General features: G+C 72.5%; 22 protein-coding genes and 1 tRNA gene. 8 read left to right on the top strand and 15 right to left on the bottom strand.

Annotation, left to right across the window (positions count from 1 at the left end; translation table 11 throughout):
- Nucleotides 1-84: 84 nt before the first annotated feature.
- From ACZ3IG_RS00440 to ACZ3IG_RS00420, 5 genes are read left to right on the top strand one after another with little or no spacing between them, the layout of a single operon-like run.
- Entirely contained in the window at nt 85-555 is a 471-nt protein-coding gene (locus tag ACZ3IG_RS00440; protein ID WP_403538453.1) for an Lrp/AsnC family transcriptional regulator, read from the top strand.
- 30 nt (nt 556-585) lie between these two features.
- Complete coding sequence (locus ACZ3IG_RS00435) at nt 586-1233, top strand: ABC transporter permease (RefSeq protein ID WP_467427653.1); 648 nt, start codon at nt 586-588, stop codon at nt 1231-1233.
- Nucleotides 1226-2470, top strand: a complete 1245-nt coding sequence (locus tag ACZ3IG_RS00430; protein ID WP_467427651.1) for a betaine/proline/choline family ABC transporter ATP-binding protein — start codon at nt 1226-1228, stop codon at nt 2468-2470. The genes ACZ3IG_RS00435 and ACZ3IG_RS00430 overlap by 8 nt, the downstream gene beginning before the upstream one ends.
- Nucleotides 2467-3306 (top strand): ABC transporter permease, encoded by an 840-nt coding sequence (locus tag ACZ3IG_RS00425; RefSeq protein ID WP_467427649.1) that lies wholly within the window; start codon nt 2467-2469, stop codon nt 3304-3306. The genes ACZ3IG_RS00430 and ACZ3IG_RS00425 overlap by 4 nt, the downstream gene beginning before the upstream one ends.
- Nucleotides 3303-4262, top strand: a complete 960-nt coding sequence (locus tag ACZ3IG_RS00420) for a glycine betaine ABC transporter substrate-binding protein (protein ID WP_467427647.1) — start codon at nt 3303-3305, stop codon at nt 4260-4262. Before ACZ3IG_RS00425 ends, ACZ3IG_RS00420 begins: the two co-directional genes overlap by 4 nt.
- Nucleotides 4263-4272: 10 nt before the next feature.
- Here the strand turns inward: ACZ3IG_RS00420 and ACZ3IG_RS00415 are convergent, their stop codons facing one another.
- The 4 genes from ACZ3IG_RS00415 to ACZ3IG_RS00400 all read right to left on the bottom strand — a co-directional run bounded on the left by ACZ3IG_RS00415 (nt 4273) and on the right by ACZ3IG_RS00400 (nt 9491).
- Nucleotides 4273-5052: a YlbL family protein gene (locus tag ACZ3IG_RS00415; protein WP_467427645.1), complete on the bottom strand. Its 780-nt coding sequence runs from the start codon at nt 5050-5052 to the stop codon at nt 4273-4275.
- A gap of 46 nt (nt 5053-5098) precedes the next feature.
- On the bottom strand, nt 5099-5740 hold the full coding sequence (locus ACZ3IG_RS00410; RefSeq protein WP_403538289.1) for an IclR family transcriptional regulator: 642 nt from the start codon (nt 5738-5740) through the stop codon (nt 5099-5101).
- 325 nt (nt 5741-6065) lie between these two features.
- Nucleotides 6066-7862, bottom strand: a complete 1797-nt coding sequence (locus ACZ3IG_RS00405; protein ID WP_215165508.1) for a DEAD/DEAH box helicase — start codon at nt 7860-7862, stop codon at nt 6066-6068.
- Nucleotides 7863-8054: 192 nt separating this feature from the next.
- Nucleotides 8055-9491: an MFS transporter gene (locus tag ACZ3IG_RS00400; RefSeq protein ID WP_467427643.1), complete on the bottom strand. Its 1437-nt coding sequence runs from the start codon at nt 9489-9491 to the stop codon at nt 8055-8057.
- 184 nt (nt 9492-9675) lie between these two features.
- On the opposite strand from ACZ3IG_RS00400, the gene ACZ3IG_RS00395 reads away from it, so the two are divergent.
- Together ACZ3IG_RS00395 and ACZ3IG_RS00390 are read left to right on the top strand one after the other, a co-directional pair.
- Nucleotides 9676-9747 (top strand) — tRNA-Cys (locus ACZ3IG_RS00395).
- A gap of 84 nt (nt 9748-9831) precedes the next feature.
- The gene (locus ACZ3IG_RS00390) at nt 9832-10344 is read left to right on the top strand and encodes a hypothetical protein (protein ID WP_467429132.1); all 513 of its coding nucleotides are present in this window, start codon (nt 9832-9834) and stop codon (nt 10342-10344) included.
- A 14-nt stretch (nt 10345-10358) separates the two neighbouring features.
- On the opposite strand, the gene ACZ3IG_RS00385 is transcribed toward ACZ3IG_RS00390, so the two are convergent.
- The 10 genes from ACZ3IG_RS00385 to ACZ3IG_RS00340 all read right to left on the bottom strand — a co-directional run bounded on the left by ACZ3IG_RS00385 (nt 10359) and on the right by ACZ3IG_RS00340 (nt 23174).
- Nucleotides 10359-11021, bottom strand: coding sequence for an SUKH-4 family immunity protein (locus ACZ3IG_RS00385; RefSeq protein WP_467427641.1), 663 nt, complete (start codon nt 11019-11021; stop codon nt 10359-10361).
- A 566-nt stretch (nt 11022-11587) separates the two neighbouring features.
- Nucleotides 11588-13903, bottom strand: a complete 2316-nt coding sequence (locus ACZ3IG_RS00380; protein ID WP_467427640.1) for a xanthine dehydrogenase family protein molybdopterin-binding subunit — start codon at nt 13901-13903, stop codon at nt 11588-11590.
- Nucleotides 13900-16281 (bottom strand): (2Fe-2S)-binding protein, encoded by a 2382-nt coding sequence (locus ACZ3IG_RS00375; protein WP_467427639.1) that lies wholly within the window; start codon nt 16279-16281, stop codon nt 13900-13902. The genes ACZ3IG_RS00380 and ACZ3IG_RS00375 overlap by 4 nt, the downstream gene beginning before the upstream one ends.
- The gene (locus ACZ3IG_RS00370) at nt 16278-17171 is read right to left on the bottom strand and encodes an FAD binding domain-containing protein (RefSeq protein WP_403538303.1); all 894 of its coding nucleotides are present in this window, start codon (nt 17169-17171) and stop codon (nt 16278-16280) included. Before ACZ3IG_RS00370 ends, ACZ3IG_RS00375 begins: the two co-directional genes overlap by 4 nt.
- A 231-nt stretch (nt 17172-17402) precedes the next feature.
- The gene (locus ACZ3IG_RS00365; RefSeq protein WP_467427638.1) at nt 17403-19034 is read right to left on the bottom strand and encodes a beta-N-acetylhexosaminidase; all 1632 of its coding nucleotides are present in this window, start codon (nt 19032-19034) and stop codon (nt 17403-17405) included.
- An 11-nt stretch (nt 19035-19045) separates the two neighbouring features.
- On the bottom strand, nt 19046-19870 hold the full coding sequence (locus ACZ3IG_RS00360) for a carbohydrate ABC transporter permease (protein ID WP_467427636.1): 825 nt from the start codon (nt 19868-19870) through the stop codon (nt 19046-19048).
- A complete protein-coding gene (locus ACZ3IG_RS00355; RefSeq protein ID WP_467429131.1) occupies nt 19867-20808 on the bottom strand; it encodes a carbohydrate ABC transporter permease in 942 nt (313 codons plus the stop codon). Before ACZ3IG_RS00355 ends, ACZ3IG_RS00360 begins: the two co-directional genes overlap by 4 nt.
- 20 nt (nt 20809-20828) lie before the next feature.
- Nucleotides 20829-22094 carry an extracellular solute-binding protein gene (locus ACZ3IG_RS00350; RefSeq protein ID WP_467427633.1) on the bottom strand — a complete coding sequence of 422 codons (1266 nt, stop codon included), beginning with the start codon at nt 22092-22094 and terminating at the stop codon, nt 20829-20831.
- A 192-nt stretch (nt 22095-22286) separates the two neighbouring features.
- Nucleotides 22287-22577, bottom strand: a complete 291-nt coding sequence (locus ACZ3IG_RS00345) for a DUF3039 domain-containing protein (protein ID WP_215165489.1) — start codon at nt 22575-22577, stop codon at nt 22287-22289.
- A 30-nt stretch (nt 22578-22607) separates the two neighbouring features.
- Complete coding sequence (locus tag ACZ3IG_RS00340; protein ID WP_403538312.1) at nt 22608-23174, bottom strand: YqgE/AlgH family protein; 567 nt, start codon at nt 23172-23174, stop codon at nt 22608-22610.
- Nucleotides 23175-23428: 254 nt separating this feature from the next.
- Here ACZ3IG_RS00340 and murA point away from each other — a divergent pair, with 254 nt between their 5' ends.
- On the top strand, nt 23429-24775 hold the full coding sequence (murA, locus tag ACZ3IG_RS00335; protein WP_467427629.1) for a UDP-N-acetylglucosamine 1-carboxyvinyltransferase: 1347 nt from the start codon (nt 23429-23431) through the stop codon (nt 24773-24775).
- A 97-nt stretch (nt 24776-24872) separates the two neighbouring features.
- Here the strand turns inward: murA and ACZ3IG_RS00330 are convergent, their stop codons facing one another.
- Complete coding sequence (locus tag ACZ3IG_RS00330) at nt 24873-25154, bottom strand: HU family DNA-binding protein (RefSeq protein WP_004987462.1); 282 nt, start codon at nt 25152-25154, stop codon at nt 24873-24875.
- Nucleotides 25155-25269 lie beyond the last annotated feature (115 nt).

Here is a 25269-nt window from a genome sequence, read left to right as displayed (position 1 = left end):
GCGTTTTCACTGGGCAGCCTGACCAGTGCGACGGCGGTCGGGCCGGGCGATCTGTACAACATGACCAGGTCGGAGGCGGGGCGGATGGGGATCGACCGGCTGGACGGGCGGATCATCGCGCTGCTGGCGCGGGAGCCGCGGATCGGGGTGCTGGAGATGTCCCGGCGGCTGGGGGTCGCCCGGGGCACCGCGCAGGCGCGGCTGGAGCGGCTTCAGTCGAACGGAGTCATCCGCGGGTTCGGTCCGGAGGTGGACCCGGCGGCGCTCGGCTACCCCGTCACCGCGTTCGCCACGCTGCAGATCCGGCAGGGCCAAGGGGCCGATGTGCGGGCGCACTTGGCGTCCGTGCCGGAGGTGCTGGAGCTGCACACCACCACCGGCGCCAACGACATGCTGTGCCGGCTGGTGGCCCGTTCCAACGCCGATCTCCAACGGGTGATCGACCGGGTTGTCGGTTTTGATGGCATCGTCCGGGCCGCCACGGCGATCGTCATGGAGAATCCCGTCCCCCTGCGGGTCATCCCGCTGGTGGAGCAGGCGGCCGAGGACCGGTGAGCGACCGGGACGACGAGGCGGTGAGCGGCGGTGAACTTCTGGGAGTTCCTCGGCAGCCGCCACCAGCAGCTGCTCACGGACGCCGGGCAGCACGCCAGCGCCGTCCTCCAGTGCATGGTGGTGGCGACCGTGCTGGGCGTCGCGATCGGCGTGGTCACCTACCGCAGCGAGTGGGCCGGGAACCTGGCGACCCTGGCCACCTCGACGATCCTGACCATTCCGTCGCTGGCCATGATCGGTCTGCTCATCCCCGTCGTCGGGCTCGGCGTGCCGCCGACGGTGACCGCGCTGACCCTGTACGGGCTGCTGCCGATCGTGCGCAACGCCATCGTCGGGCTGCGCGGCGTCGACCCGGCGCTGGTGGACGCGGCCAAGGGCATCGGCATGTCGCGCCCGGCCCGGCTGCTGCGGGTGGAGCTGCCGCTGGCCTGGCCGCCGATCCTGACCGGCATCCGGGTCTCCACGCAGATGCTGATGGGCATCGCGGCGATCGCCGCGTACGCCTCCGGGCCGGGGCTCGGCAACGAGATCTTCCGCGGGATCGCCTCGCTGGGCAGCGAGAACGCGCTCAACCAGGTGCTCTCGGGCACACTCGGGATCATCGTCCTGGCGCTGCTGTTCGACGCCGCCTACGTCCTGCTGGGACGGCTGACCATTCCCAGGGGGATCCGTGCCTGAGACGAACGCCGCCGCCACGGGGGCCACCATCGAGCTGGAGAACCTCACCAAGCGCTACCACGGCACCCCGCAGCCCGCCGTGGACAACGTCTCCATGCAGATCGGGGCGGGCGAGACGGTCGTCTTCGTCGGCCCCTCGGGCTGCGGCAAGTCCACCACCCTGAAGATGATCAACCGGCTGATCGAGCCGTCCGGCGGCCGTATCCGCATCAACGGCGAGGACGTCACCGACATCGACCCGGTGCGGCTGCGCCGCAAGGTCGGCTACGCCATCCAGTCCTCCGGTCTCTTCCCACACATGACCGTCGCCCAGAACATCGCACTCGTGCCCCGTATGACCGGCTGGTCGAAGGCGCGGATCCGGGACCGGGTGGAGGAGATGCTCGACCTGGTGGGCCTGGACCCGGGTGAGTTCCACGGCCGCTACCCCCGCCAGCTCTCCGGCGGCCAGCAGCAGCGGGTGGGCGTGGCGCGGGCGCTGGCCGCCGATCCGCCGGTGCTGCTGATGGACGAGCCGTTCGGCGCGGTCGACCCGATCACCCGGGACCACCTCCAGGACGAGCTGATCCGGCTCCAGCGGGAGCTGCACAAGACGATCGTCTTCGTCACCCACGACTTCGACGAGGCGATCAAGGTCGGCGACCGGATCGCGGTACTGCGCGAGCAGTCGCACATCGCTCAGTTCGACACCCCGGAGGCGATCCTCACCAACCCGGCCGACGACTTCGTCTCCGGCTTCGTCGGCGCCGGGGCGGCCCTGAAACGCCTCAACCTCACCCGCGTACGGGACGTCGGGATCACCGACTACCCGACGGTCACCATCGACGACCCGCTCCAGCACATCTTCGACCGGCTGCGCGACAGCGGCAGCAACGAGATCCTGCTCCTCGACAAGCGGCGGCGCCCCTACAAGTGGCTGCGGCGCGGCGATCTGATGCGGGCCAAGGGGTCGCTCGCGCGGGCCGGGGCGCTGGTGCACGACACGGTGACGCGGGACGCGACGCTGCGGGACGCGCTGGAGGCGGTGCTCACCGACAACGCCGGGCGGGTCGCGGTCACCGGGCGGCGCGGCCAGTACGAGGGCGTGGTCGACATGGAGACGCTGATGAACTCCGTGCACGAACTCCTGGAGGCGGACCGGCTGGACGCGCTGGAGCACCAGCACGACCTGGAGGAGGCGCGGGCCGACCGCACCCACGCCGAGCAGGAGGGGTTCGGCGGGGGAGGCAGCCGATGACCCCTTCGTCCAGGTTCCCCCCGGGTGGACCGCTCACCGACGACGACGCCACCGAGCGGGACACCGTCGCTCCCCCGCCGTCCCCGGCCGCCACCCGGCGCCGGATCGGCTGGCAGAAGCTGACCTTCCTGCCGGTGGTGCTGGTCTGCGTGCTGCTGGCGACCTGGCTGTGGTTCCGGCAGGCCGACCTGGACGCGCTGAGCGAGAACGCCCTGTCCGGCGGCCAGGTCACCAAGGCGCTGTGGCAGCACGTCGAACTCACGGTGATCTCCACCTTCTTCGTACTGGTCATCGCCATCCCGCTGGGCGTCCTGCTCACCCGCCGGATGTTCCGCAAGGCCACCCCGGTCGCCCTCGCCTTCGCCAACACGGGCCAGGCCACCCCGGCGATCGGTCTGCTGGCGCTGCTGGTGATCTGGCTCGGCATCGGCCGCCGCGCCGCCCTGATCGGCATCATCGTCTACGCGATCCTGCCGGTGCTGTCCAACACCATCGCGGGCCTGAAGGCCAACGACCCCACCCTCCTGGAGGCGGCCCGCGGCATCGGCATGTCCCCCTTCGGCGTGCTCACCCGCGTCGAACTCCCGCTCGCCGTCCCGCTGATCCTGGCGGGGGTGCGCACGGCCCTCGTCCTGAACGTCGGTACGGCCACCCTGGCGACGTTCGGCGGGGGCGGCGGCCTCGGTGTGCTGATCACCACGGGCATCACCAGCCAGCGGATGCCGGTCCTGGTGCTGGGCTCGGTGCTCACCGTCGCCCTGGCCCTGCTGGTGGACTGGCTGGCCTCGCTGGCCGAACTGCTGCTGCGGCCGCGGGGTCTGGAGGCGGGCTCATGAGGCGGCCCGTCTGCCTGCTGCTCACCGCGAGCCTGCTCACCGGCTGCGGCCTGACCAGCGGCTCCCCCATGGCCGACGACGTCGCACCGGGCACCGTCGGGCGGGGCAGACCACTGGAGGGCGCCGACCTCACCGTCGTCTCCAAGGAGTTCACCGAACAGCTGATCCTCGGCGCGATCATGGGCATCGCCTTCGAGGCGGCCGGCGCCGAGGTGCTGGACCGCACCGGCATCCAGGGCTCCGTCGGCACCCGGGCGGCCGTCGAGAACGGCGACGCCGACGCCACCTACGAGTACACCGGCACCGCCTGGATCACCTACCTGGGCAACAGCGAACCGGTCCCCGACCCGCACCGGCAGTGGGCGGCGGTGAAGGCGGCCGACGCGGCCAACGGCATGACCTGGCTGCCGGCCGCCCCGATGAACAACACGTACGCGCTGGCGATGAACCAGGCGAACGCCAAGAAGTACCGCACCCGGACGATGTCCCAGGTCGCCGCGTTGTCGAAGGAGGACCCCGGCGCGGTGACGCTGTGCGTGGAGGGCGAGTTCGCCAACCGCGCCGACGGACTGCCGGGGCTGCAGAAGACGTACGGGATGCACCTGCCGGCCGGGAACATCACGCAGATGGACACCGGGATCATCTACACCCAGACGGCGAAGGGCGCCTGCGCCTACGGCGAGGTGTTCACCACCGACGGGCGGATCGAGTCCATGAACCTGGTGGTGATGGAGGACGACAAGAAGTTCTTCCCCAACTACAACGCGGCGCCCATGATCCGCACCGACACCATGAAGAAGTGGCCGGCCATCGCCGACGTACTCGACCCGGTGACCCGGGCCCTGACCAACGACGTGGCGCGGGAGCTGAACGCCAAGGTCGACGTCGACGGGGAGGACCCGCACCAGGTGGCGCTGGACTGGATGGAGGAGAAGGGGTTCGTGAAGGAGGGGTGAGGCGGGCGGCTCAGCAGCGGGGGACGTCGCCCTCGCCGGTGTCCAGGGCGTGCAGCGCGTCGACCGCGCCCTTCAGCGTGGTCACCGGGATCAGCCGCAGCCCCTCGGGCAGTTCGGCCCGCGCGTCCGCGCACTCGTCCTTCGGTACGAGGAAGACGGTGGCGCCGTCCCGCCGGGCGGCCTTGGTCTTCAGCGGTACGCCGCCGACGGCACCGACCTCGCCGTCGGCGCTGATCGTGCCGGTGCCGGCGATGGTCCGGCCGCCGGTGAGGTCGGAGTCGTCCAGCTTGTCGACGATGCCGAGGGAGAACAGCAGCCCGGCGCTGGGGCCGCCGACGTCGGCCAGCGTCAGGGTGACGTCGACGTCGGCGGGGTCGAGGTCCAGATAGCCCAGGGCGGCGGCGGTGGCCGTGTCCTGGGACTCCTTCATCTGCTCCTTGTTGTACCGCTCGATCTCCTGCTCGTCGTCGCCGCTCGGGTACACCGCGTCACGCGGCATCACCGCGCGGTCGGTGGCGAACCAGTTGTCGAGGACGTCACCGAGCGAGACCCTCGTGTCCGGGCCGGTCGCCACGATGGTCGTCATCCGCAGCTGCCCGGTGGTCTCGCGGACGGGGGCGCCGGAGACCGTGATCACCGGGGTGCCGCGGTTCTCGCCGAGCACGTTCACCGTCATCCCGGGCTGCGCCACGGAGAACGGCAGCGGCGCGAACACCGCCGTGGCGAACAGCGCCACGACGGGCAGGGCGCAGACGGCCAGGGTCTGGGGGCGCGTGAGACGAGAGAGCACGGGGTCAATCTAACGCGGCACCGATCGACGCCCGGCGCGGGCGGGGTCACCGCAGCGCCTCCGCCACCTCCCGGGCCGCGTCCATCACACGGGGGCCGACCCGTTCGGGCACCACGTCGGAGAGCATGACCACGCCGACGCTGCCCTCCACGCCCGACACCCCCACCAGCGGCGCCGCCGCCCCGCACGCCCCGGCCTCCAGCTCGCCCTCGGTCAGGGTGAAGCCGGGGTCGGTGGCCGGCTGCTGCCGGGCGGCGAGGATCGCCTTGCCGGCGGCGCCCCGGTCCAGCGGATGCCGGTACCCGGCGCGGTAGGCCACGTGGTAGTCGGTCCAGGTCGGTTCGACGACGGCGACGGCCAGCGCCTCCGCCCCGTCCACCAGCGTCAGGTGGGCGGTGGCCCCGATGTCCTCGGCCAGCGCGCGCAGCGCCGGCATCGCCGCCTCCCGCACCAGGGGGTGCACCTGGCGGCCCAGGCCCAGCACCCCGAGCCCCACCCGGGCACGGCCGCCCAGGTCACGGCGGACGAGGGCGTGCTGTTCCAGAGTGGCCAGCAACCGGTACACGACGGTACGGTTCACACCCAGCCGGTGGGACAGCTCGGTGACGGTCAGCCCGTGGTCGGTTTCGGCGAGCAGCTTGAGGACACGCAGTCCCCTGTCGAGCGTCTGAGAGGTCTCCGCGGTCACGACGCCCACTCCTTTTGTGGTGAGGTCTGCGGCCTCTTCGCGGCGGATGCGTCACCGAGTCCCGTCGGCGACGTGCTTCAGAGGCCGCCGATCGGCCGGCGGCCCGGCGTGTCCGGGCCCGAGTCGCTTCACGGCTGCGCTCCGCGGCGGCGCTGCCACGGGGCGTGTGCGTAGCGTGACAGTAGCGAGCCGCTCCGCTCAGCGGAAGGTTCCGTCCAGAATCCGGTCACCGCGCGGTACGGACTACCTGTGTTTGTCCGCATACGTACCGCACACGTGCCGCGCACGTGCCGCGCGCGCGTCGCCACCGCCCGTGCCCCGAGGGTCACTTCATGCGCGTGGCCCACTCCTGCACCTTGGCGATGCGCTGCCGCAGTTGCCCGGCGGTGGCCTCGGCGCTGGGCGGTCCGCCGCAGACGCGCCGCAGTTCGGTGTGGATGACCCCGTGCGGCTTGCCGCTCTGGTGGACGTAGGCGCCGACCATCGTGTTGAGCTGCTTGCGCAGCTCCATCATCTCCTTGTGGGAGACCACCGGCCGCCGCTCGGCGGGGAGTTCGAGGAGGTCGGCCTCCTCGTCCGGCTTCTTGCGGCTGTGCGCGATCTGCCGGGCCTGCCGCTTCTGGAGCAGCAGCTGCACCTGGTCGGGCTCCAGCAGCCCCGGGATGCCGAGGTAGTCCTGCTCCTCCTCGCTCCCCGGGTGGGCCTGCATGCCGAACTCGGCGCCGTTGTACATGACCCGGTCGAAGACGGCCTCCGACTCCAGCGCCTCGAACGAGAACTGCTCCTGCTCGCCGGTGTCCTCGTCCTGCTCCTTGTTGGCCTCGTCCATCTCCTTCTCGGACTCGGCGTAGGGGTCCTCCTCGCCGTCCTTCTTCGGCTTGTCGAGGACGTGGTCGCGCTCGCGCTCCATCTCGTTGGCGAAGGAGAGCAGGTCGGGCACGGTCGGCAGGAACACGGACGCGGTCTCGCCCCGTCGCCGGGACCGCACGAAACGCCCGACGGCCTGGGCGAAGAACAACGGCGTCGAAATGGTCGTGGCGTACACCCCGACCGCCAGCCGCGGCACGTCGACGCCCTCCGACACCATCCGGACGGCGACCATCCACCGGTCGTCGCTGCCGCTGAAGGTGTCGATGTTCTTGGAGGCGCCGGCGTCGTCGGACAGCACGAGGGTGGCCTTGCTGCCGGTGATCTCCCGGATCAGCTTGGCGTAGGCGCGGGCGGAGTCCTGGTCGGCGGCGATGACGAGCGCCCCGGCGTCCGGGATGGCCTTCCTGACCTCCGTGAGCCGCTGGTCGGCGGCGCGCAGCACGGACGGCATCCACTCGCCGCGCGGGTCGAGGGCGGTGCGCCAGGCCTGGCTGATCGCGTCCTTGGTCATCGGCTCGCCGAGCCGCGCCGCGATCTCGTCACCGGCCTTCGTCCGCCAGCGCATGTTGCCGCTGTAGCTCATGAAGATGACGGGACGCACGACCCCGTCCGCGAGCGCGGACCCGTACCCGTACGTGTAGTCGGCGGCGGACCGCCGGATGCCGTCGTTGCCCTCCTCGTACGTGACGAAGGGGATGGGGTTGGTGTCCGACCGGAACGGCGTACCGGTCAGCGCGAGGCGCCGCGTGGCCGGCTCGAACGCCTCCAGACACGCCTCGCCCCAGGACTTGGAGTCACCGGCGTGGTGGATCTCGTCGAGGATGACCAGCGTCTTGCGCTGCTCGACGCGGTTGCGGTGCAGCATGGGCCGTACGCCGACACCGGCGTAGGTGACGGCGACGCCCTGGTAGTCCTTGCCGAGCGGTCCGGCGCTGTACTCGGGGTCGAGCTTGATCCCGATCCGGGCCGCCGCCTCCGCCCACTGCTTCTTCAGGTGCTCGGTCGGGGCCACCACGGTCACCTGCTGCACGACATGGTGGTGCAGCAGCCAGGACGCCAGCGTCAGCGCGAAGGTCGTCTTGCCGGCGCCGGGTGTGGCGACCGCCAGGAAGTCGCGGGGCTGTTCCTGGATGTACTTCTCCATCGCCCCCTGCTGCCAGGCCCTCAGCTTGCCGGCGGTGCCCCAGGGGGCACGGCCGGGGAAGGCCGGCGACAGGTGGTGCGAGGCGCTGGAACTGGCGGTGGTAGTCACGGTCTCCGAAGGGGGTCGGTCGGCTCGGCCACGTATGACAACCGGGCCACCCTACCGGCGGCCGGGACCCGGCCACGCCCGGACGCAGGCGGGTCGGCACCGGGTGGGACAGAGGTCACACCCCCGCCCCGGCCGGCCCTCACGGCCTCCCGAAGACGCCCTCGCACCCGCCCGCGCAGCCCGCCGCACCGCTCACCGCTCGGCCGTCCGCAGCCGGGTCGCCACCCACGCCCCCACCAGCGCCACCCCCGCCATCGGCAGGAAGACCGCGGCGAACGCCCCCGGACGGGACCCCGCGGCCTCGGTCGCCGCGTGCGTGACCGTGCCGCCGCCGAGGGCGGCGAAGGCCGCTCCCCCGGCCGCCAGCAGCAGGACGTTGGAGAGCCCGTCGGAGATCTGGAGGGCGGCGGAGTTGGTACCGGCCTCCTCGGGGGCGGAGAGCTTGAGCAGCAGCACGCTGGTGGAGGAGATCACCAGGCCCATGCCGAAGCAGCCGAAGGCCCAGGCGACGGCCACCGTCCAGGCGGGCACGGCGTCGACGAGGACGCTCGGCGCGGTGGCGATGGCGGCGGCGACCAGCACCATGCCGAGGGCCATCAGGCGCTCCCGGTACGGCTCCACCCGGGCCCGGGACTGCACCCAGGAGCCCCCGGCCCAGGTCAGCCCGCCCGCCGCCAGCGAGAACCCGGCCAGCGTCGGGCTGAGCCCCCGCTGGGTGACCAGCATCAGCGGGACGAAGGACTCCGCGGCGATGAAGGAGCCGGCGGCGACGCCGCGCAGCAGGACGACGGAGGGCAGGCCGCGGGCGGCCCGGCAGGTGCCGCGCGGGAGCAGCCCGAGGACGGCCGGGACGAGCAGCGCGGCGCCCACCGCACCGGGCACGACGGAGATCCACCGCAGGTCCTGGGCGGCGTACTGGAGGAGTCCGGCGCCGAGCGAGATCGCGAGGGCGAGCCGGATACGGCGGCGGTCGAAGGAGGCGGGCCCGCCCGGGGCCACCGGCCCGGACGCCCGTTCCCGGATCCGCGGCAGCGCGAGTGCCAGCGGGACGACCACCAGGACCGGGATCCCGACGAACACCCAGCGCCACCCCAGGTGTTCGGTGACCGCGCCCGAGGCCAGCGGCCCGACGATGGACGGCACGATCCACCCGGCCGCGAACGCCGCCATGATCGCCGGGCGCAGCCGTTCCGGATACGCCCGTCCCACGACCACGTACAGGGCGACGATCACCAGTCCGCCGCCGAGCCCCTGCACGGCCCGCCCGAGGATGAACAGCCACATCGCCTGGGCCGTCCCCGACACCAGCAGCCCGGCCGCGAAGCTGCCGATCCCCCACGCGAGCGGCGCCAGCGGACCGCGCCGGTCCGACCACTGACCCGACAGCACCATCCCGAACAGGCTGGTCGTGAAGTACCCCGAGAACGCGAACGCGTACAGCGACACCCCGTCCAGCTCCCGCGCCGCCACCGGCATCGCCGTGCCCACCGCCGTCGCCTCGAAGGCGATCAGCACGATGACGGAGACGATGCCGATGCTCAGGGCCCGGTGGGCGGGGCTGAGCACGGTCTCGGGCTTGCCGGGCGGGACGGCGGCGACGCCGGTGTCGCGTGATTCGGAGACGGTCATGACCGTCAGCGTAAGAGGCGAATGCGAGGTTGACTCCTGTCCGGAGACGGGACTCGGCAACGACCTTGGTCCTACGCCCCCCGGCCCGTTCATGAACGGCGTGTGGCAGTCCCGTTGCACCCCCCGCCCCTCCCTTGAGCCGGCCCTCCTCCCCCGCCTACGGTCGTCCACGAACGACGCACACGGCCGTGTGCCCGAGTGGTTGAGGGGCTCGCCTGCAAAGCGGGTTACGCGGGTTCGATTCCCGCCACGGCCTCTTTCTCCGCGGCCCTGAGCCGATCGAGCGGAGCGACAGCGTGCCGTCTGGCGTTCACGGGTCGACGGAAGAAAAGTGACCCGCATGGAAAAAGTTGCGTTGGACGACGTCGAAAGAGTCGCAGCCAGCGGAAAGGCCGTCATCGCGGCGGACGACTGCACCATCGTGAGCACCGTCCGGGACGCGATCACCAGCGGCAAGTCAGCGACGTTCTACACGTCCCTGTCACAGGCGAAGGCCGTCAAGACCTGGTACTGGACGCCTGCCCGGGTCAGGGAGACCGGCATCAGGAAGGTGTCGAGCGAGGAGAAGGCCAAGATCGCCAAGGAGCTCGGCATCGAGGACATCGGCTCGTTCCGGTGCAACCGCATCGCGTGCGAATGCGGTCACGTGTACGGCGCGTTCGAGTTCCTCCAGCAAGGAATCGAAGAACACGGCAGGTCCGCGGTGCTGTCCGTGTTCGCCATGAAGAACGCCGCGGTCATGCGCATCAACCCGCCCGATCTCCTCGTCTGCCCGAACTGCGATGAACTCCTGCCGGAACGGATGACGTACGACAACGGCACGTACGGGTGCTGCTTCGGCACCGAGGAATGACCACCCGTCGGCTGTCAGGCGGTCTCGATTCCCGCCACGGCCTCCAGTCGGGCCGCCCGGTGCCGGGCCCACAGGGTGAGGGCGAAGGCGGGGAGGTCCGGGGCCAGGGCGCCGAGGGTGCCGGTGGTCGGGTGCCAGGTCAGGACGGTGCCCGTGACGGCGTCCACGGTCACCGTGGCACCGTCCGCCAGGCGGCCCAGCCGGACCAGACGGTCCGCCCGCTCGGGCAGGGCGGGACGGCACTCCTCGTCCTCGTAGTACTCCGCCAGCGTCGGCAGGGGCATGTCGTCGTCGGACTCCAGCCGGAAGGTGAACGCCTCCTCGGGCAGACCCGTCCGGCTCAGGAAACGGCGGGTGGGCTCATGCGTGAGGCAGGCCGGGAAGTCGACCTCCTCGAAACGGGTCACCCGCCCCCGCCCGAACTCACGGTCCAGGAAGCGGTACGGCAGGTCCGGAGCCGGCACGGCACTACGGCGCCCCGTGGCCAGGGCCAGGCAGCCGATCAGCACCGACGTCTTCCACAGCAGCGACAGCTCGCCCCCCGCCGTTGCGCGCCGGGCCCAGGACGGATCCTCCACCGACGTCGCGGCGCGCACCAAGGTCAGCAGGGACACCGCGGACCGGCCGCGCCGCCCCTCCGCGCACACACCGCTCGCCGTCACCGTCGTATCGCTCATCGCCCCGCGCATGGTCTCCCCCGATTGTCGTGCGTGCCCCTGGACAGGACCGGCCACGCCGCCCCCACCGCTTCGCACACTACGCGCCACCACTGACAACGCCCCCGCGCGCGAACCCCGTCCCCCACCAAGACGCACCGACCACCCCACACGTTGCCTCCGCCCCCACCCCGCACAACCGTGAACACTTCGCCCCCAAGTGCTCACGTTTCCCGAGCCCACCCCCGCCCCCACCCCACCACGCCCCACCCATGCCACCCATGCCGCCCCTGCCACCCACTCACCGTTCGCCGCGTGGCCGACCCGGCGTGCCTGCGAGACGCGACCGCGCCCCCGCACGCCGGGGCACGGAAAAGTCAGCCCGAGGGACAGTACGGCCCGGCCACCCGCCTCTCCGGGCCGCTCGCTCGCTTCTCACCCGTGCTGGAACGGCCCGGGTCAAGGGTGGGCCGCAGGCCCATCGCCGAAGGCGACGCGCAGCGCCCTCGACGCGGGCCGTGGAAGCACGACACTGCCAAGAAGCGAGCGGCCCCGGCGCAAGAAGCAAGCGGCCCCGACGCCCACCGTCAGCTCTCGGTGACCACCGCGGCCTGCGGACGGATCGGAAGCCGGTTCACGGACCGCCCCGTCGCCGCCCGCACCGCCGACGCCACAGCCGCCGGCGACGCCACCACCGGCACCGCGCTGACCGCCTTCGCCCCGAACGGCGCGACCACGTCCCGCTCCTCCACGAGCTTGACGATCCGGATGTCCGGGGTGTCCAGCGCCGTCGGCAGGGCGTAGCCGGTCAGGTCGGGGTGGCGGACCAGGCCGCGCGGCGTGCGCAGGTTCTCGGTGAGCGCGATGCCCACGCCCTGCGTGACGCCCGCCTCGATCCGGGTGACCAGCTGCGCGGGGTTGAGGATCCGGCCGACGTCCTGCGCGACCGCCAGCTCCACCACCCGCACCGATCCCAGCTCTATGTCCACGTCCACCACGGCGCGGATCGCGCAGAAGGACATGCCGACGAAGGCGTCGCCCTGGCCGGACTCGTTCAGCGGCTCGGTGGGGTGCGGGCGGCACTGCGCGGTGGCCCACAGTTCCTTGCCGTCGAGCGCCTCGGAGACCGTCGTCGACAGCACACCGTCGTACGACGTGATCTTCCCGTCGGTGATCTGCAGCAGCTCGGTGGACATGCCGAACTTGTGCGCGAGCGGCTGCAGGAGCTGTGTGCGGACCATCTTCGCGGCTCGTTCCACCGCACCGCCCGACACCCAGGTGTGCCGCCCCCGGCAGCCGGCGCCGGCCGGCGGCTGGTCGGTGTCGACGGGCGCGACGTGCACCTCGTCGATCCCGAGCGTCTCCTGCACGATCTGCCGGGCCAGCGTCGCGAACCCCTGCCCGGTCTCGACCGCCGCGCACAGCACCGTCGCCACGCCGCCCTGCACCTTCACGGTGGCCGTGGACACCTCGTCGGCGCCCTCCGCGCCCAGCATGTGCACCATGCCGATGCCGTAGCCCACGCCCCGGCGCACCGCGCCCGGTTCGCCCGCGCCCTCGGGACCGCCGGGCAGCAGCCACTCGTCCTCGGGCGTGTCCTTGGGCAGCGCGGGGAGCGGGAAGTCCCGTACGGCTTCCAGCAGTTCCGCCACCGGGGCCGGACAGGTCACGGTCTGGCCGGTCGGGAGAACGTCCCCCGTGGCCAGGACGTTGCGCAGGCGCACCTCGGCCGGGTCCATGCCCAGCTTCTTCGCGATCTTGTCCATCTGCGCCTCGTACGCGGCGCACACCTGCATCGCGCCCTCGCCCCGCACATGCCCGGAGGGCGGGTTGTTGGTACGCACCGCCCATCCCTCGATGAACGCGTTCGGCACGACGTACGGGCCGCAGGCGAAGGCGACCGCGGCGGCCAGCGCTTCCGACGACGTGTCCGCGTAGGCGCCCGCGTCGAGCAGGATCTGCGCCTCGACCTTGACCAGGCGGCCCTCGGCGTCGGCGTGGTGGCGGTAGCGCAGCAGCGTCGGGTGCCGGTGGACGTGGCCGAGGAAGGACTCCTCACGCGTGGCCGTCAGTTTCACCGGGCAGCCGGTCTTCAGCGCCAGCAGCCCCAGCGGCAGCTGGAAGCCCTGGTCCTCGCGGTCGGCGGTGGCGCCGGGCACGCCGGTGACGACGACCTTCACCTGCTCGGGCGGCAGTCCGAAGGCGGCGGCGGCGGTGTCGCGGTCGGTGTGCGGGTCGGTGGAGGCCAGGTACAGCTCCACGCCGCCGTCCGGACGCGGGACGGCGAGTCCGGCCTCGGCGCCGATCGGGGCCGGGTCCTGGCGGCCGATGCGGTAGAGGCCCTCGGCGACGATCTCGCCGACCGCCTCCGGGTCGCCGTGGCGCAGCGGGATGTGCCGGATCAGGTTGCCGTCGGGGTGCAACGGCTCCGCCTCGAAGGCCTGCTCGGGGTCGGTGACCGGGTCGAGGACCTCGTACTCGACGATGACGGCGGCGGCGGCCATGCGCGCGGTGTCCGGGTGGTCGGCGGCGACGGCGGCGATGGGCTCGCCGTGATGCCGTACGACGTCGGAGGCGAAGACCGGCCGGTCGGCTCTGCCGCGTCCGTGCAGCGGGGTCCCGGGCACGTCCTCGTGCGTGATCACGGCCCGTACGCCGGGCATCTCGCGGGCGTGACTGGTGTCGACGGAGATCACGCGCGCGTGCGGGTGCGGGGAGCGCAGTACGGCCGCCCAGAGCAGGCCCTCGGCCCACAGGTCGGCGGCGTAGGGGAAGGTGCCCTCCGTCTTGGCGCGGGCGTCGGCCGGGTGCAGGGAGGCGCCGAGGCCGTGCGCGACGGGCTCGGGCGCGAGGCCCGGCTCCGCGGTGACCGCGGCCTGGGCGGTGGCTGCCTCGTTGCTCACGCGTGGCCTCCTTCCTGGCCGTGGGGGTGGTCGTGCCCGTCCGGGGAGCGGGGGCCGGGTGAGCCCTGCGGGTCGAACGCCGACGGGTCGACGCCGCCGGCGCCGGGGCCCGCCTGGTGCGGGATGCGCGGTTCGTCCGGGTCCGCCTCCGCGGCGTCCGCCTCGGCCTCGGCCTCGGCGGTCGCCTCGCGTTCGGCGACGACCTCCTCGACGGCCCGCAGGAAGCCCCGGTAGCCGGAGCAGCGGCACAGGTTGCCGCAGAGCGCCTGACGGGTCTCCAGCTCGGTCGGGGCCGGGTTGCCCTCCAGCAGGTCGTGCACGGTCATCGCCATGCCGGGCACGCAGAAACCGCACTGCACCGCGCCGCACCGGGCCAGCGCCCGCTGGACGTCGGAGGGCTGTCCGTCGGTGGCCAGGCCCTCGACGGTGCGGACCTCGCTGCCGGCCGCGGTCACCGCGGGCACCAGGCAGGAGGCGACCAGCCGGCCGTCGACCTGCACGTTGCAGGCGCCGCACTCGCCCTGCGAGCAGCCGTCCTTGGCGCCCGCGAGGCCGAGCCGCTCACGCAGCACGTAGAGCAGCGACTCGCCGATCCAGGCGTCGGTGACGGGCCGGTCGGTGCCGTTGACGCGCAGCACGTAGGAGGCGAGGGGGTGTTCCTCGTGGGACGCGCCCGGCCCGGCGGCGCCGCCGGACTCCCCGGGCACGGGGCCCTCCGGAGCGGGTTCGGACTCCGGCCGGGACTCCGGTGCCGGGGGTTCCGACTCCGGTGCCGAGGGCTCGGATTCCGGGCCGGAACCCGGCCCGGAATCCGCTTCGGCCTGTGCGTCGGCCTGTGCTTCGGCCTGTGCGTCGGCCGCGGCATCATCCGCAGGCTCGGCGTCTGCCACTGCCTCGGGCACCGCCTCCGCCTCCGCCTCGGTCTCCGGCGTGGCTCCGGGCGCCGTCTCCGGGGGCGTGCCGTCGTGCGGCGGCTCCGGGGCCGGCGCGTAGGCGGGGTCCGGGTCGCCCTCGGCCGGGGTCCCGGGGGCGACGGGCTCCTCGGCGGCCTCGGGCCCCTCGGGTCCGTCGGCCGGGACGGGCACCTCGGACGGCTCGGACGGCTCAGCAGGGCCCTCGACGGCCTCCTGGGCGACCTGGGCGTCCTGGCCTCCCTGCGCGTCGTCCGCCGCTGCGCCCGGCTGCTGGGCCGGACGGCCGGTGTCCTCCGCGACGGGCTCCGGCGCGGGTGCCGGCTCCCGCTCGGGTTCCGGCTCGGCGTCCGCGACCGGCCCGGCGGCAGGCCGCACATACGGCCGTACGTCCGTGAACGGCCGCGCCTCCGGATACGCCTGCTCGTCCGCGTACGCGCGCTCTTCCGGGTACGTCTGCTCGTCGGCGTAGGTACGCGCTTCCGGGAACGCCTGCTCGTCGGCGTACGTACGCCCTTCCGGGAACGTCTGCTGGTCCGCGTACCCGCGCTCCTCCGGGAACGCCTCCGCGCCCCCCGGAGCACCGCCCTGAACCGTTTCCGCGCCGTAGCCCGCGCCGTACTCCGTGCCGTACGCCGCCCCGTGACCGGCGTCGTGCCCCACCCCGTGGCCGGCGTCATGCCCCGCGCCGTGACCCGAGTCGTGACCGGTGCCGTACTCCGCCCCCGGCTCGCCGGGCCCGTCGCCCCACGGCCGGCCCGCCGCCTGGGTCGCCCACGGGGCGGGCGCGCCGCCCGGGAGGGTGGCCGGCGGGGTGCCGCCCCACTGCTCGACCAGGGACGACGTGGTGAACTCGCCGGACTCGTCCGGCAGGTCGCCCCCGGCGACCGGGATGGACCACTGCCCGGTCACGTCGTGGCCCGGCGCAGCCGTCGTCTCCTCCGCGGCGACGGCCTCGCCGAAGTGCCACTGGCTCGTGGCCCCCGGGTGGTAGGCGAACCGGTCGTCCTGCCCCGCGTGCGGATCGTGCCCTGACTGCCCCGCGTAGGGGGCCCCGGCGCCGTACTGGCCGTGCCCCGCGCCGCCGTACTGCCCGGCCGTCCCGTACGGGTCCTGGAACGCCGCACCGTACGGCTGCTCCGCGTCCGGAGCCGCGTACGGCTGCTGTCCCGTCTCCGGGGCCTGCCACTGCGTGCCGTCGACTGGTGCCGACGGCATCGTCCAGGAGCCGGTGGCCGCCGGGTCGGTGCCCGTCGCGGGAGCGACCGTTATCGGCGGGGGCACGAAGCCGTGGCCGGGTGCCGCCAGCGGACTGCCGGCACCCCCGTGGGCGTCCAGCAGCGCGTCGATGCCGCCCTCGGGGAGCTGGACGAAGGCGGTGGCGCCGTCGTCGTAGTCGCCCTGGGGCAGCGGATCCCAGCGTCCGCCGCCCTGGGGCGTGCCCTCTCCCTGCTGGTCGTCGGTCACGACAGCGCCCTCCCCAGTGCTCGTCGGGCCAGCGCGGCGACGGTGCGCCGCAGGTGCAGTACGGCGGGCGGCAGCTGCGGTACGGACCCGTCCTCGGCGGGGGCGGGGTCCGGGATGCAGGCCGCGGCGACGTACTCGCCGAAGGCGGCCAGCGCCTCCGGGACGATCGCGCGGTTGTTGTCCCAGTCGATGAGCTGCGCCACCCACTGCTCGGCCTCCAGCGGGCGCAGCGGCATGGGCGCTATGGCGCCGACCGCGCACCGCACCCCGCGCCGGGCCGGGTCCAGCACCAGGGCCACGGAGGCGACCGCGCGCCCCGGCCCGGTGCGCCCGGTGGCCTTGAGGAAGACCTGGGGGGCGTGCAGCAGCGGAACGCGTACGTAGCCGATGAGTTCGCCGGCGCCCAGCATCTCCACCCCGGCCAGCAGGTGGGAGACCGGGACCTCGCGGCGGGCCCCGCCCGGGCCCGCGACGATCAGGGTCGCCTCCAGCGCGGCCAGCACGGGCAGCGCGTCGCCGGTGGGGGCGGCCGAGGCGACGTTGCCGCCGAGGGTGCCCGCGTTGCGGATCTGCGGCGGCCCGGCGGCGCGCGCGGCGGCGGCGAGCGCGGGGATGAGGGCGGCGAAGTCGGGGCGGCCCATGCGCGCGTGGGTGAGTCCGGCGCCGAGCAGCGCGTGGCCGTCCTGGTACTGCCAGCCGCGGATCTCGCTGATCCGGCCGAGGCCCACCAGGGCGGCGGGCCTGAGCTGGCCGGAGTTGACGGCGGCCATGAGGTCGGTGCCGCCGGCGACCGGCACGGCGGCGGGCCGCTCGGCGAGTGCCGCCACGGCCTCGTCCAGTGTTGTGGGCAGCGTGACGACCTGCGCCGCCTGCGGTGCGTGCGTGCTCAAACCGCTGCCCCTTCCCGCTGTCCCACTGGTCCCGCCCGTGCGCCGTACGGTACGTGCTGACAGGGCGGACGTGGCAACTCTGGCACATCATCGCAGCACCCGGACGCGGGGGTCCGCTAGGAGGCATTCGCCCACCTCGCCGGGGAGATGGGCGGTTTGGGAGGGGGTGACCGGAGTTCACGGTCGGCCGCTCGTCGTTCGGCCGTCCGCCCCTCCGCGGTCACCTGTTCGTCACTTGTCCGGGGGCGGGCCGTCGATCGGGCGGCCGAGGACGCCGGGCCGCCGCTGCCAGGGCCGGGGTCCGGTGGGCGGCCGGTAGGCGACGCCCAGGGCGTCGAGTCGGGCGTAATGGCCGGTCATCCGGCGCTCGAAGCCGGCGAAGTCCCGCTCCGCCGGGGCGGGCAGGGCGCTCCAGGCGACCTCGGCGAAGGCGGCGAGCCGCGGGAAGGTCTGGTAGTCCACGCGGGCCGGGCTCTCCATCACCTCGGTCCAGACGTTGGCCTGGGTACCCAGGACCCGTCCGGCCTCGGCCTCCGTCAACTCCGGTGGAACCGGCTCAAACCGGTACACGTCCTCCAGGGTGCGCACGAACCCGATCGGCACCGGCTCGTCGGCGCCGCCGTCCTGCCGGTGGTCCAGGTAGACGTGCTGCTCGGGGCACATGACGACGTCGTGTCCGGCGCGCGCGGCGGCGATGCCGCCCTGGTAGCCGCGCCAGGAGGAGACCGCCGCGCCCGGCGCGAGACCGCCCTCCAGGATCTCGTCCCAGCCGATCAGGCGCCGCCCGCGTGCGGCGAGCCAGCCGGCGAAGTGCGCGATGAACCAGGACTGCAACTCGTCCTCGCTGGCGAGTCCGAGATCCGCCATCCGCTCCTTCGCGGTCGCCGACCGGCGCCACTGCTCCTTGGGGCATTCGTCGCCGCCGACGTGAATGAACTCCGAGGGGAAGAGATCCAGGAGTTCCTCGAAGACGCCCTCGTAGAAACGCAGGGTGTTCTCGGTGGGGGCGAGGACGTTCGGGGAGATGCCCCAGGTGTCCCAGACGCCGAGCGCGGCGGTGTCGACGACGTCGGTGTTGCCGAGTTCCGGATACGCGGCGACGGCGGCCTGCGAGTGGCCGGGCACGTCGATTTCGGGGACGACGGTGATGTGCCGTTCGGCGGCGTAGGCGACGATCTCGCGGATGTCGTCCTGGGTGTAGAAACCGCCGTGCGGCTTGTCGTCCCACAGCGGTGAGGCGCGGTGGCCGAATTTGGTGCGGGGCCGCCAGGAGCCGGTCTCCGTGAGCTTCGGGTACCGGGTGATCTCGACGCGCCAGCCCTGGTCGTCCGTCAGGTGGAAGTGGAAGACGTTGAGTTTGTGCGCGGCCATCAGGTCGAGATAACGCAGGACGCCGTCCTTGGGCATGAAGTGCCGGGCGACGTCCAGCATCAGTCCGCGCCAGCGGAAGCGGGGGGCGTCCTCGACGGTGACGGGCGGCAGCTCCCAGTCCCGGCCGGGGCGCAGCGGGGCACGCCGGAAGGCGTCCGGACCGAGCAGTTGCCGCAGGGTCTGCGCGCCCCGGAAGACGCCGGCCGCGCTGCCGCCCGCGAGCCGTACCGGGTGTTCCCCGGTGTCGAGGCGGTACCCCTCGGGCGGCAGGTCCGGGTCGATGCCCAGCTCGATCCGGTGCGGGCCGTCGCCGTCGGCCAGCGGCAGCCCGGTCGCCGCGCCGAGCGTCGCCCGCAGCCAGCGGGCGACGCCCTCGGTGCCGGGTCCGGCCGCCAGCCGTGTCCCGGGGCCCAGGCGGACCCGCCCGGACCCGCCCGTACGGAGTTCACGCGGCGCGGGGATCAGATCGACGTCCCTGGTCACCTCAGTCACCTCAAGTCCTTTCAGTCCTTCACCGCTCCGCCGAGGCCGGAGACGAGTCGTCGTTGCACGAGTACGAAGAAGACCAGCACCGGAATCGTCATCACCGTGGACGCGGCCATCACACCGCCCCAGTCGGGGTCGTCCGGTTTGTAGAAGACCAGCAGTGCCATCGGGAGGGTGGACTGCGAGGTGTCGCTGATGATGAACGACTTGGCGAACAGGAAGTCGTTCCAGGCCGAGATGAAGGAAAACACGCTGGTGGCGACCAGCCCCGGGAAGACCAGCGGAAAAAGGACCTGCCAGAGGAATCTGGCCCGGCTCGCCCCGTCGAGGTACGCGGCCTCCTCCAGGGCCTCCGGTACGGCTTTCACGAAACCCCTGAGCATCCAGATCGCGAAGGGCAGCGAGAAGGCGATGTGGGGCAGGATCAGGGACCCCAGCGTGTTCAACTGGCCGAGGTCGCGCATGAGGAAGAACAAGGGGATGGTGAGCGCTTCCACAGGCACCATCTGGGCCACCAGGAACATGATCAGCAAGGTGGTCCGGAAACGGAACCGGAATCGTGTCACGGCGGTCGCGGCGAGAAACGCGATGAACGCCGAGGCGACCACCACGACACCCGCCACGACAAGGCTGTTGAGGAAGTAACGGCCGAATTCCTGCTGCCCGAAGACCCGCCGGAAGGAGTCCAGCGACGGCTCCAGCGTCCACGGCCGGGGCGTGCTCGACTCGATCTCCCCGGCCGGCCGGAACGCGCTCAGCACCATCCAGTACAGCGGGAACGCGACGACGGCCGCGATCAGCACCGCCGACGCCTCGGCGGCGAACCTCCACGGACGTCTCACAGTTCCTCCCCCTGGCGCCGCAGCAGCCGCAGGTAGCCGAGGGTCACGGCGAGCAGGATCAGCAGCGTCACGACGCCGATCGCCGAACCCAGGCTGTACTGCGAGGAGGCGAACGCCTTCTGGTACGCGTAGACGTTGAGGACGAGGTTCTGCCCGGCGATGCCGCCGCCGTTGGTCATGACGTAGATCTGCGTGAAGACCTTGAAGTCCCAGATCACCGACTGGATGGTGACGACGGCCAGGATCGGCCGCAGCATCGGCGCCAGTACGGACCGCCAGATCCGCCACTGCGAGGCGCCGTCCAGGGCGGCGGCCTCCAGCACCTCGGCGGGTACGGCGCGGATGCCGGCGTAGACGGTGACCATCACGAACGGGAAGGAGCACCAGACCACTTCGAGGAGGACCAGCAGGAAGGCGCTGTACCGGCCGTACGTCCAGGAGTGGTCGCCGAGGCCGAGAAACCGGTTGACCGGCCCGAAGTCCGGGTCGAACAGCAGCAGCCACACCGTCGACCCGGTCACCGCCGGTGTCGCCCACGCCCCGAGCGCCGCGAGCATCAGCACCAGCCGCGGCACGGCCCGCACCCGGGTGAGCAGCACGGCGAGCGCGCATCCGACGGCCAGCGTCGACCCGACGCAGGCGGCGGCGAACACGACCGTGGCCAGCAGCACCCGCCAGAACTCCGGGTCCCCGAACAGTTCCCGGTAGTTCCCCAGTCCCTGGAAGGACGTCGGCTCCCCACCACTGACCTGGGCCTGGGTGTACTCCAGGAAGGAGATCAGCCCGAGCTGGTAGACGGGGTAGACGAGCAGCCCGCCGAGGACGACGAGAGCGGGGGCGAGATAGATCCAGGGGGTGGCGGAGCGCGCCCCATAAGGGCGCGGGGCTGTGCTCGATGTGCGGCTACCGCCGCGTGGGCGCGAAAAACCACCACGCACCCGCACCCGCGACCCCACCGTCACCGCGCGGCACCCAACGCGTCATCGATCTTCCGGCCGGCGTCCTCCGCCGCCGCGGCGACCCCCTTCTTCCCGCTCACCACCTCCTGGAACATCGTCGGCAGCACCGCCGACGAGTCGATCCGCGCCCACCCGGCCGACACCGGCACGAACTCCGTCCCGGCCTCCAGCGTCTCGACGAACGGCCGCACGAACGGTTCCGACTCCGCCGCCTCCCGCCGCACGTCCGTGAAGGTCGGCAGGAACCCCATCGCGTCGAACAGTTCCCGCTGCGTCGCCTTCGAGGCGAGCCGCTTCATCAGGTCCACGGCGAGCGTGCGGTGCGAGGTGGACTTCAGGACGCCGATGTTGTTGCCGCCCGCGAAGGCCGGCGCGACCGACCCGGGCTCCACCCCCGGCAGCGGCACGACCGCGTACTTCCCCTTCACCGCCCCCGCCTCCACGGCGGCATGGCTGAAGTCGCCGCCGATCGCCATCCCCGCCTTGCCGGCCGCGAAGGCCGTCACCGTGTCGTTGCCGCCCATGCCGGCGCACTTCGCCGCGGGGCAGTTGTCGTCGCCGAAGAGGCCGGTGTACGCCTCGACGCCCGCGCGGGAGGCGGCGCTGTCCAGGTCGGTCAGCTGGCCGCCGTGGGCCCACAGGAAGGGCAGCGCGCCGTAGGTGTAGGCGCCGCCGACGGCGAGGCCGTACAGGCCGGGTTCGGCGGCGCGGACCTTGCGCGCGGTGGCGGCCAGTTCGGCCAGTGACCGGGGCGGTTCCAGGTCCAGTTCCGCGAAGAGGTCGGTGCGGTAGTACAGGGCCCGTACGCCGACGAAGAACGGCGCTCCGTAGACCTTGCCGTCCACCGTGACCGACCGGCGGGCCGTCGGGTCGGTGTCCTTCGCCTCGTCCCAGGCGCCGAACTCGGCGGTGACGTCGGCGAGTCCGCCGTCGGCGACGTAGCCGGCGGTGTCGGTGTTGCCGTACTCGATGAGGTCGGGCGCGGAGGCGGGGTCGTTGAAGGCGGCCTTGACGCGCTGGGCGCGGGTCTCCACGGGGATGTACTCGACGGTGACGTCGACGTCGTCGTGGGCCTTCTCGAAGCCCGCCACGGCCGCGTCGACGACCTTCTCCTTCGGCTCGTTGCCGACCTCCTGGAAGAGCCAGACGCGCAGGGTGCCGGAGGTCTCGTCCGCGCCGGAGGACGAGCCGCCGGAGGTGCCCGGCGCGCAGGCGGTGGCGGCGAGGACGGTGAGGAGCAGAACCAGTCGGACGGGGAGCTTCATACAGCGGTCCTCCGCAAGCAGGCGTTGCAACATACGCAATGGCGATTTCGCTCTGCACAACACCCTGGAGGCTAAGTACTACATGAACATGTCCACAAGAGGTCTGAACCATTTCCGCCGGGCAGGACAGCGCAAAGGCCCCCGAAGCGCGCCGGCACGGGCGCTCAGGGGGCCTGCGGGAAGGGCGGCGGGCTACTTCTTGTCGCCGCCCTTGCCCTTGCCGTCGTCCCCGCCGCCGCTCATGGACTCGTAGATCTCCTTGCACATGGGGCAGACCGGGTACTTCTTCGGGTCGCGGCCCGGCACCCAGACCTTGCCGCACAGCGCCACGACGGGCGTGCCGTCGAGGGCGCTCGCCATGATCTTGTCCTTCTGGACGTAGTGGGCGAAGCGCTCGTGGTCACCGTCGCCGTGGGACACCTGTGGCGTCGGCTCTACGAGGGTCCCCGTACCAGTCCCGCGCTCGGGCTCAAGAGTGCTCATAACCGCCAAGGGTACTGAAGATCACACACTTCAGTTGAGCGACGGGTCGTCCGGATACGTCGCCACCATCGCCAGCTCGCTGCGCTGGCGGCGCAGCACCTCGCGCCAGAGCCGCTCGGGCAGCGGCGAGGAGACGTCGCCGGGCTCGGACTCGACCACGTACCAGGCGCCCTCGGCCAGTTCGTCCTCCAGCTGGCCCGGTCCCCAGCCGGCGTACCCGGCGAAGATCCGCAGGCTGCCCACGGCGGGCGCCAGCAGTTCCGGGGGTGCCTCCAGGTCCACCAGGCCGATCGCGCCGTGCACCCGGCGCCAGCCCAGCGGGTCGCCGTCGCCGTCCCCGGGGACCACGGCCACGCCGAGGGCGGAGTCCAGGGAGACCGGGCCGCCCTGGAAGACGACGCCGGGGTCGCCGGCCAGCGCCGCCCAGCCGTCCAGGATGTCGCCCACCCCGACCGGCGTGGGCCGGTTGAGGACGACGCCGAGGGAACCCTCCTCGTCGTGGTCGAGGAGCAGCACCACCGCACGCTCGAAATTCGGGTCCGTCAGGGCGGGTGTGGCCACGAGCAACCGCCCTGTGAGCGAGGACACCTCGGTCATGCCTGACATGATCCCGCATCTTCCCGCACGGTGGGGAGGCAATCGGGGGCACCGGAGTGAACGCAGCTCAGGCGGTACCCCGGCACGCCCCGCCGCGCGCCCGCCACCGTGACCCCATGTGGCCGCCGGGGAACGCCTCGTGTTGTGACGCGGCCGTGAAACGGCTGTGCCCTCCCTGGGCTTACAGCGCGGGGCCGGGGGACGATTACCCTTTCCCTTCTGGCCCCTGCCCCACCCCACGGAACGCGAGATTCATGACCGTCAACGGCGCTGATGACGTACTGCTTGTCCACGGCGGAACCCCGCTGGAGGGCGAGATCCGTGTCCGCGGTGCGAAGAACCTCGTACCGAAGGCCATGGTGGCCGCCCTCCTCGGCAGCGCGCCGAGCCGGCTGCGCAATGTTCCGGACATCCGCGACGTGCGGGTCGTACGCGGACTGCTGCAACTGCACGGCGTGACGGTCCGTCCGGGCGACGAACCGGGCGAGCTGGTGCTCGACCCGACGCACGTGGAGAGCGCCAACGTCGCCGACATCGACGCCCACGCGGGCTCCAGCCGCATCCCGATCCTGTTCTGCGGGCCGCTGCTGCACCGGCTCGGCCACGCCTTCATCCCGGGCCTGGGCGGCTGCGACATCGGCGGGCGGCCCATCGACTTCCACTTCGACGTGCTGCGGCAGTTCGGCGCGACCATCGAGAAGCGGGCGGACGGGCAGTACCTGGAGGCCCCGCAGCGGCTGCGCGGCACCAAGATCCGGCTGCCGTACCCGTCGGTCGGCGCCACCGAGCAGGTGCTGCTGACGGCGGTGCTCGCCGAGGGCGTCACGGAGCTGTCCAACGCGGCCGTCGAGCCGGAGATCGAGGACCTGATCTGCGTCCTGCAGAAGATGGGCGCGATCATCGCGATGGACACCGACCGGACCATCCGGGTGACCGGCGTGGACGAGCTGGGCGGCTACAACCACCACGCCCTCGCCGACCGCCTGGAGGCGGCGTCCTGGGCGTCGGCGGCGCTGGCCACCGAGGGCAACGTGTACGTGCGCGGCGCCCAGCAGCGGTCGATGATGACGTTCCTGAACACCTACCGCAAGGTGGGCGGCGCCTTCGAGATCGACGACGAGGGCATCCGCTTCTGGCACCCGGGCGGACGGCTCAAGTCCATCGCCCTGGAGACGGACGTGCACCCCGGCTTCCAGACCGACTGGCAGCAGCCGCTGGTGGTGGCGCTCACGCAGGCCACGGGCCTGTCCATCATCCACGAGACGGTCTACGAGTCCCGGCTCGGCTTCACCTCTGCGCTGAACCAGATGGGCGCCCACATCCAGCTCTACCGCGAGTGCCTGGGCGGCTCCGACTGCCGTTTCGGCCAGCGCAACTTCCTGCACTCGGCCGTCGTGTCGGGCCCGACCCGCCTGGAGGGCGCCGACCTGGTCATCCCCGACCTGCGCGGCGGCTTCTCGTACCTGATCGCGGCCCTGGCCGCGCAGGGCACGTCCCGGGTGCACGGCATCGACCTGATCAACCGGGGCTACGAGAACTTCATGGAGAAGCTCGTGGAACTGGGCGCGAAGGTGGAACTGCCGGGCAAGGCGCTCGGCTAGGCCCCTGCCTGACGCGACGCCGATGGGGCGGTCACCCGGACTCGGGTGACCGCCCCATCGGCGTTGCGCTGAGCGCCCCGCGAGGGGCGCCGGCGGCTTACTTGCCCTTGGCCGCTTCCTTGAGCTTGGAGCCCGCGGAGACCTTCACGCTGTAGCCGGCCGGGATCTGGATCGGCTCGCCGGTCTGCGGGTTGCGTGCGGTGCGAGCGGCACGGTGGGTGCGCTCGAAGGTCAGGAAGCCGGGGACGGTGACCTTCTCGTCGCCCTTGGAGACGATGTCGCCGACGACCTCGGCGAACGCGGCCAGTACGGCGTCGGCGTCCTTGCGGGTCACCTCGGCGCGGTCGGCCAGCGCGGCCACCAGCTCACTGCGGTTCATGTTGTTACTCCCGTGTTCTTCTTGCCGTTGAGGCGTGGCACGCGGCGTAGCCGCATGTTGGGCAGGTCCGTCGCCAGACCCACGCGCCCAGGGAGGCATCCTGCCTCTACCTGCG

It is taken from the genome of Streptomyces sp. NPDC016677, from assembly GCF_055562815.1.
The sequence above is the reverse complement of the archived record's forward strand: the minus strand, read 5'-3'. Positions and strand labels throughout refer to the sequence as shown.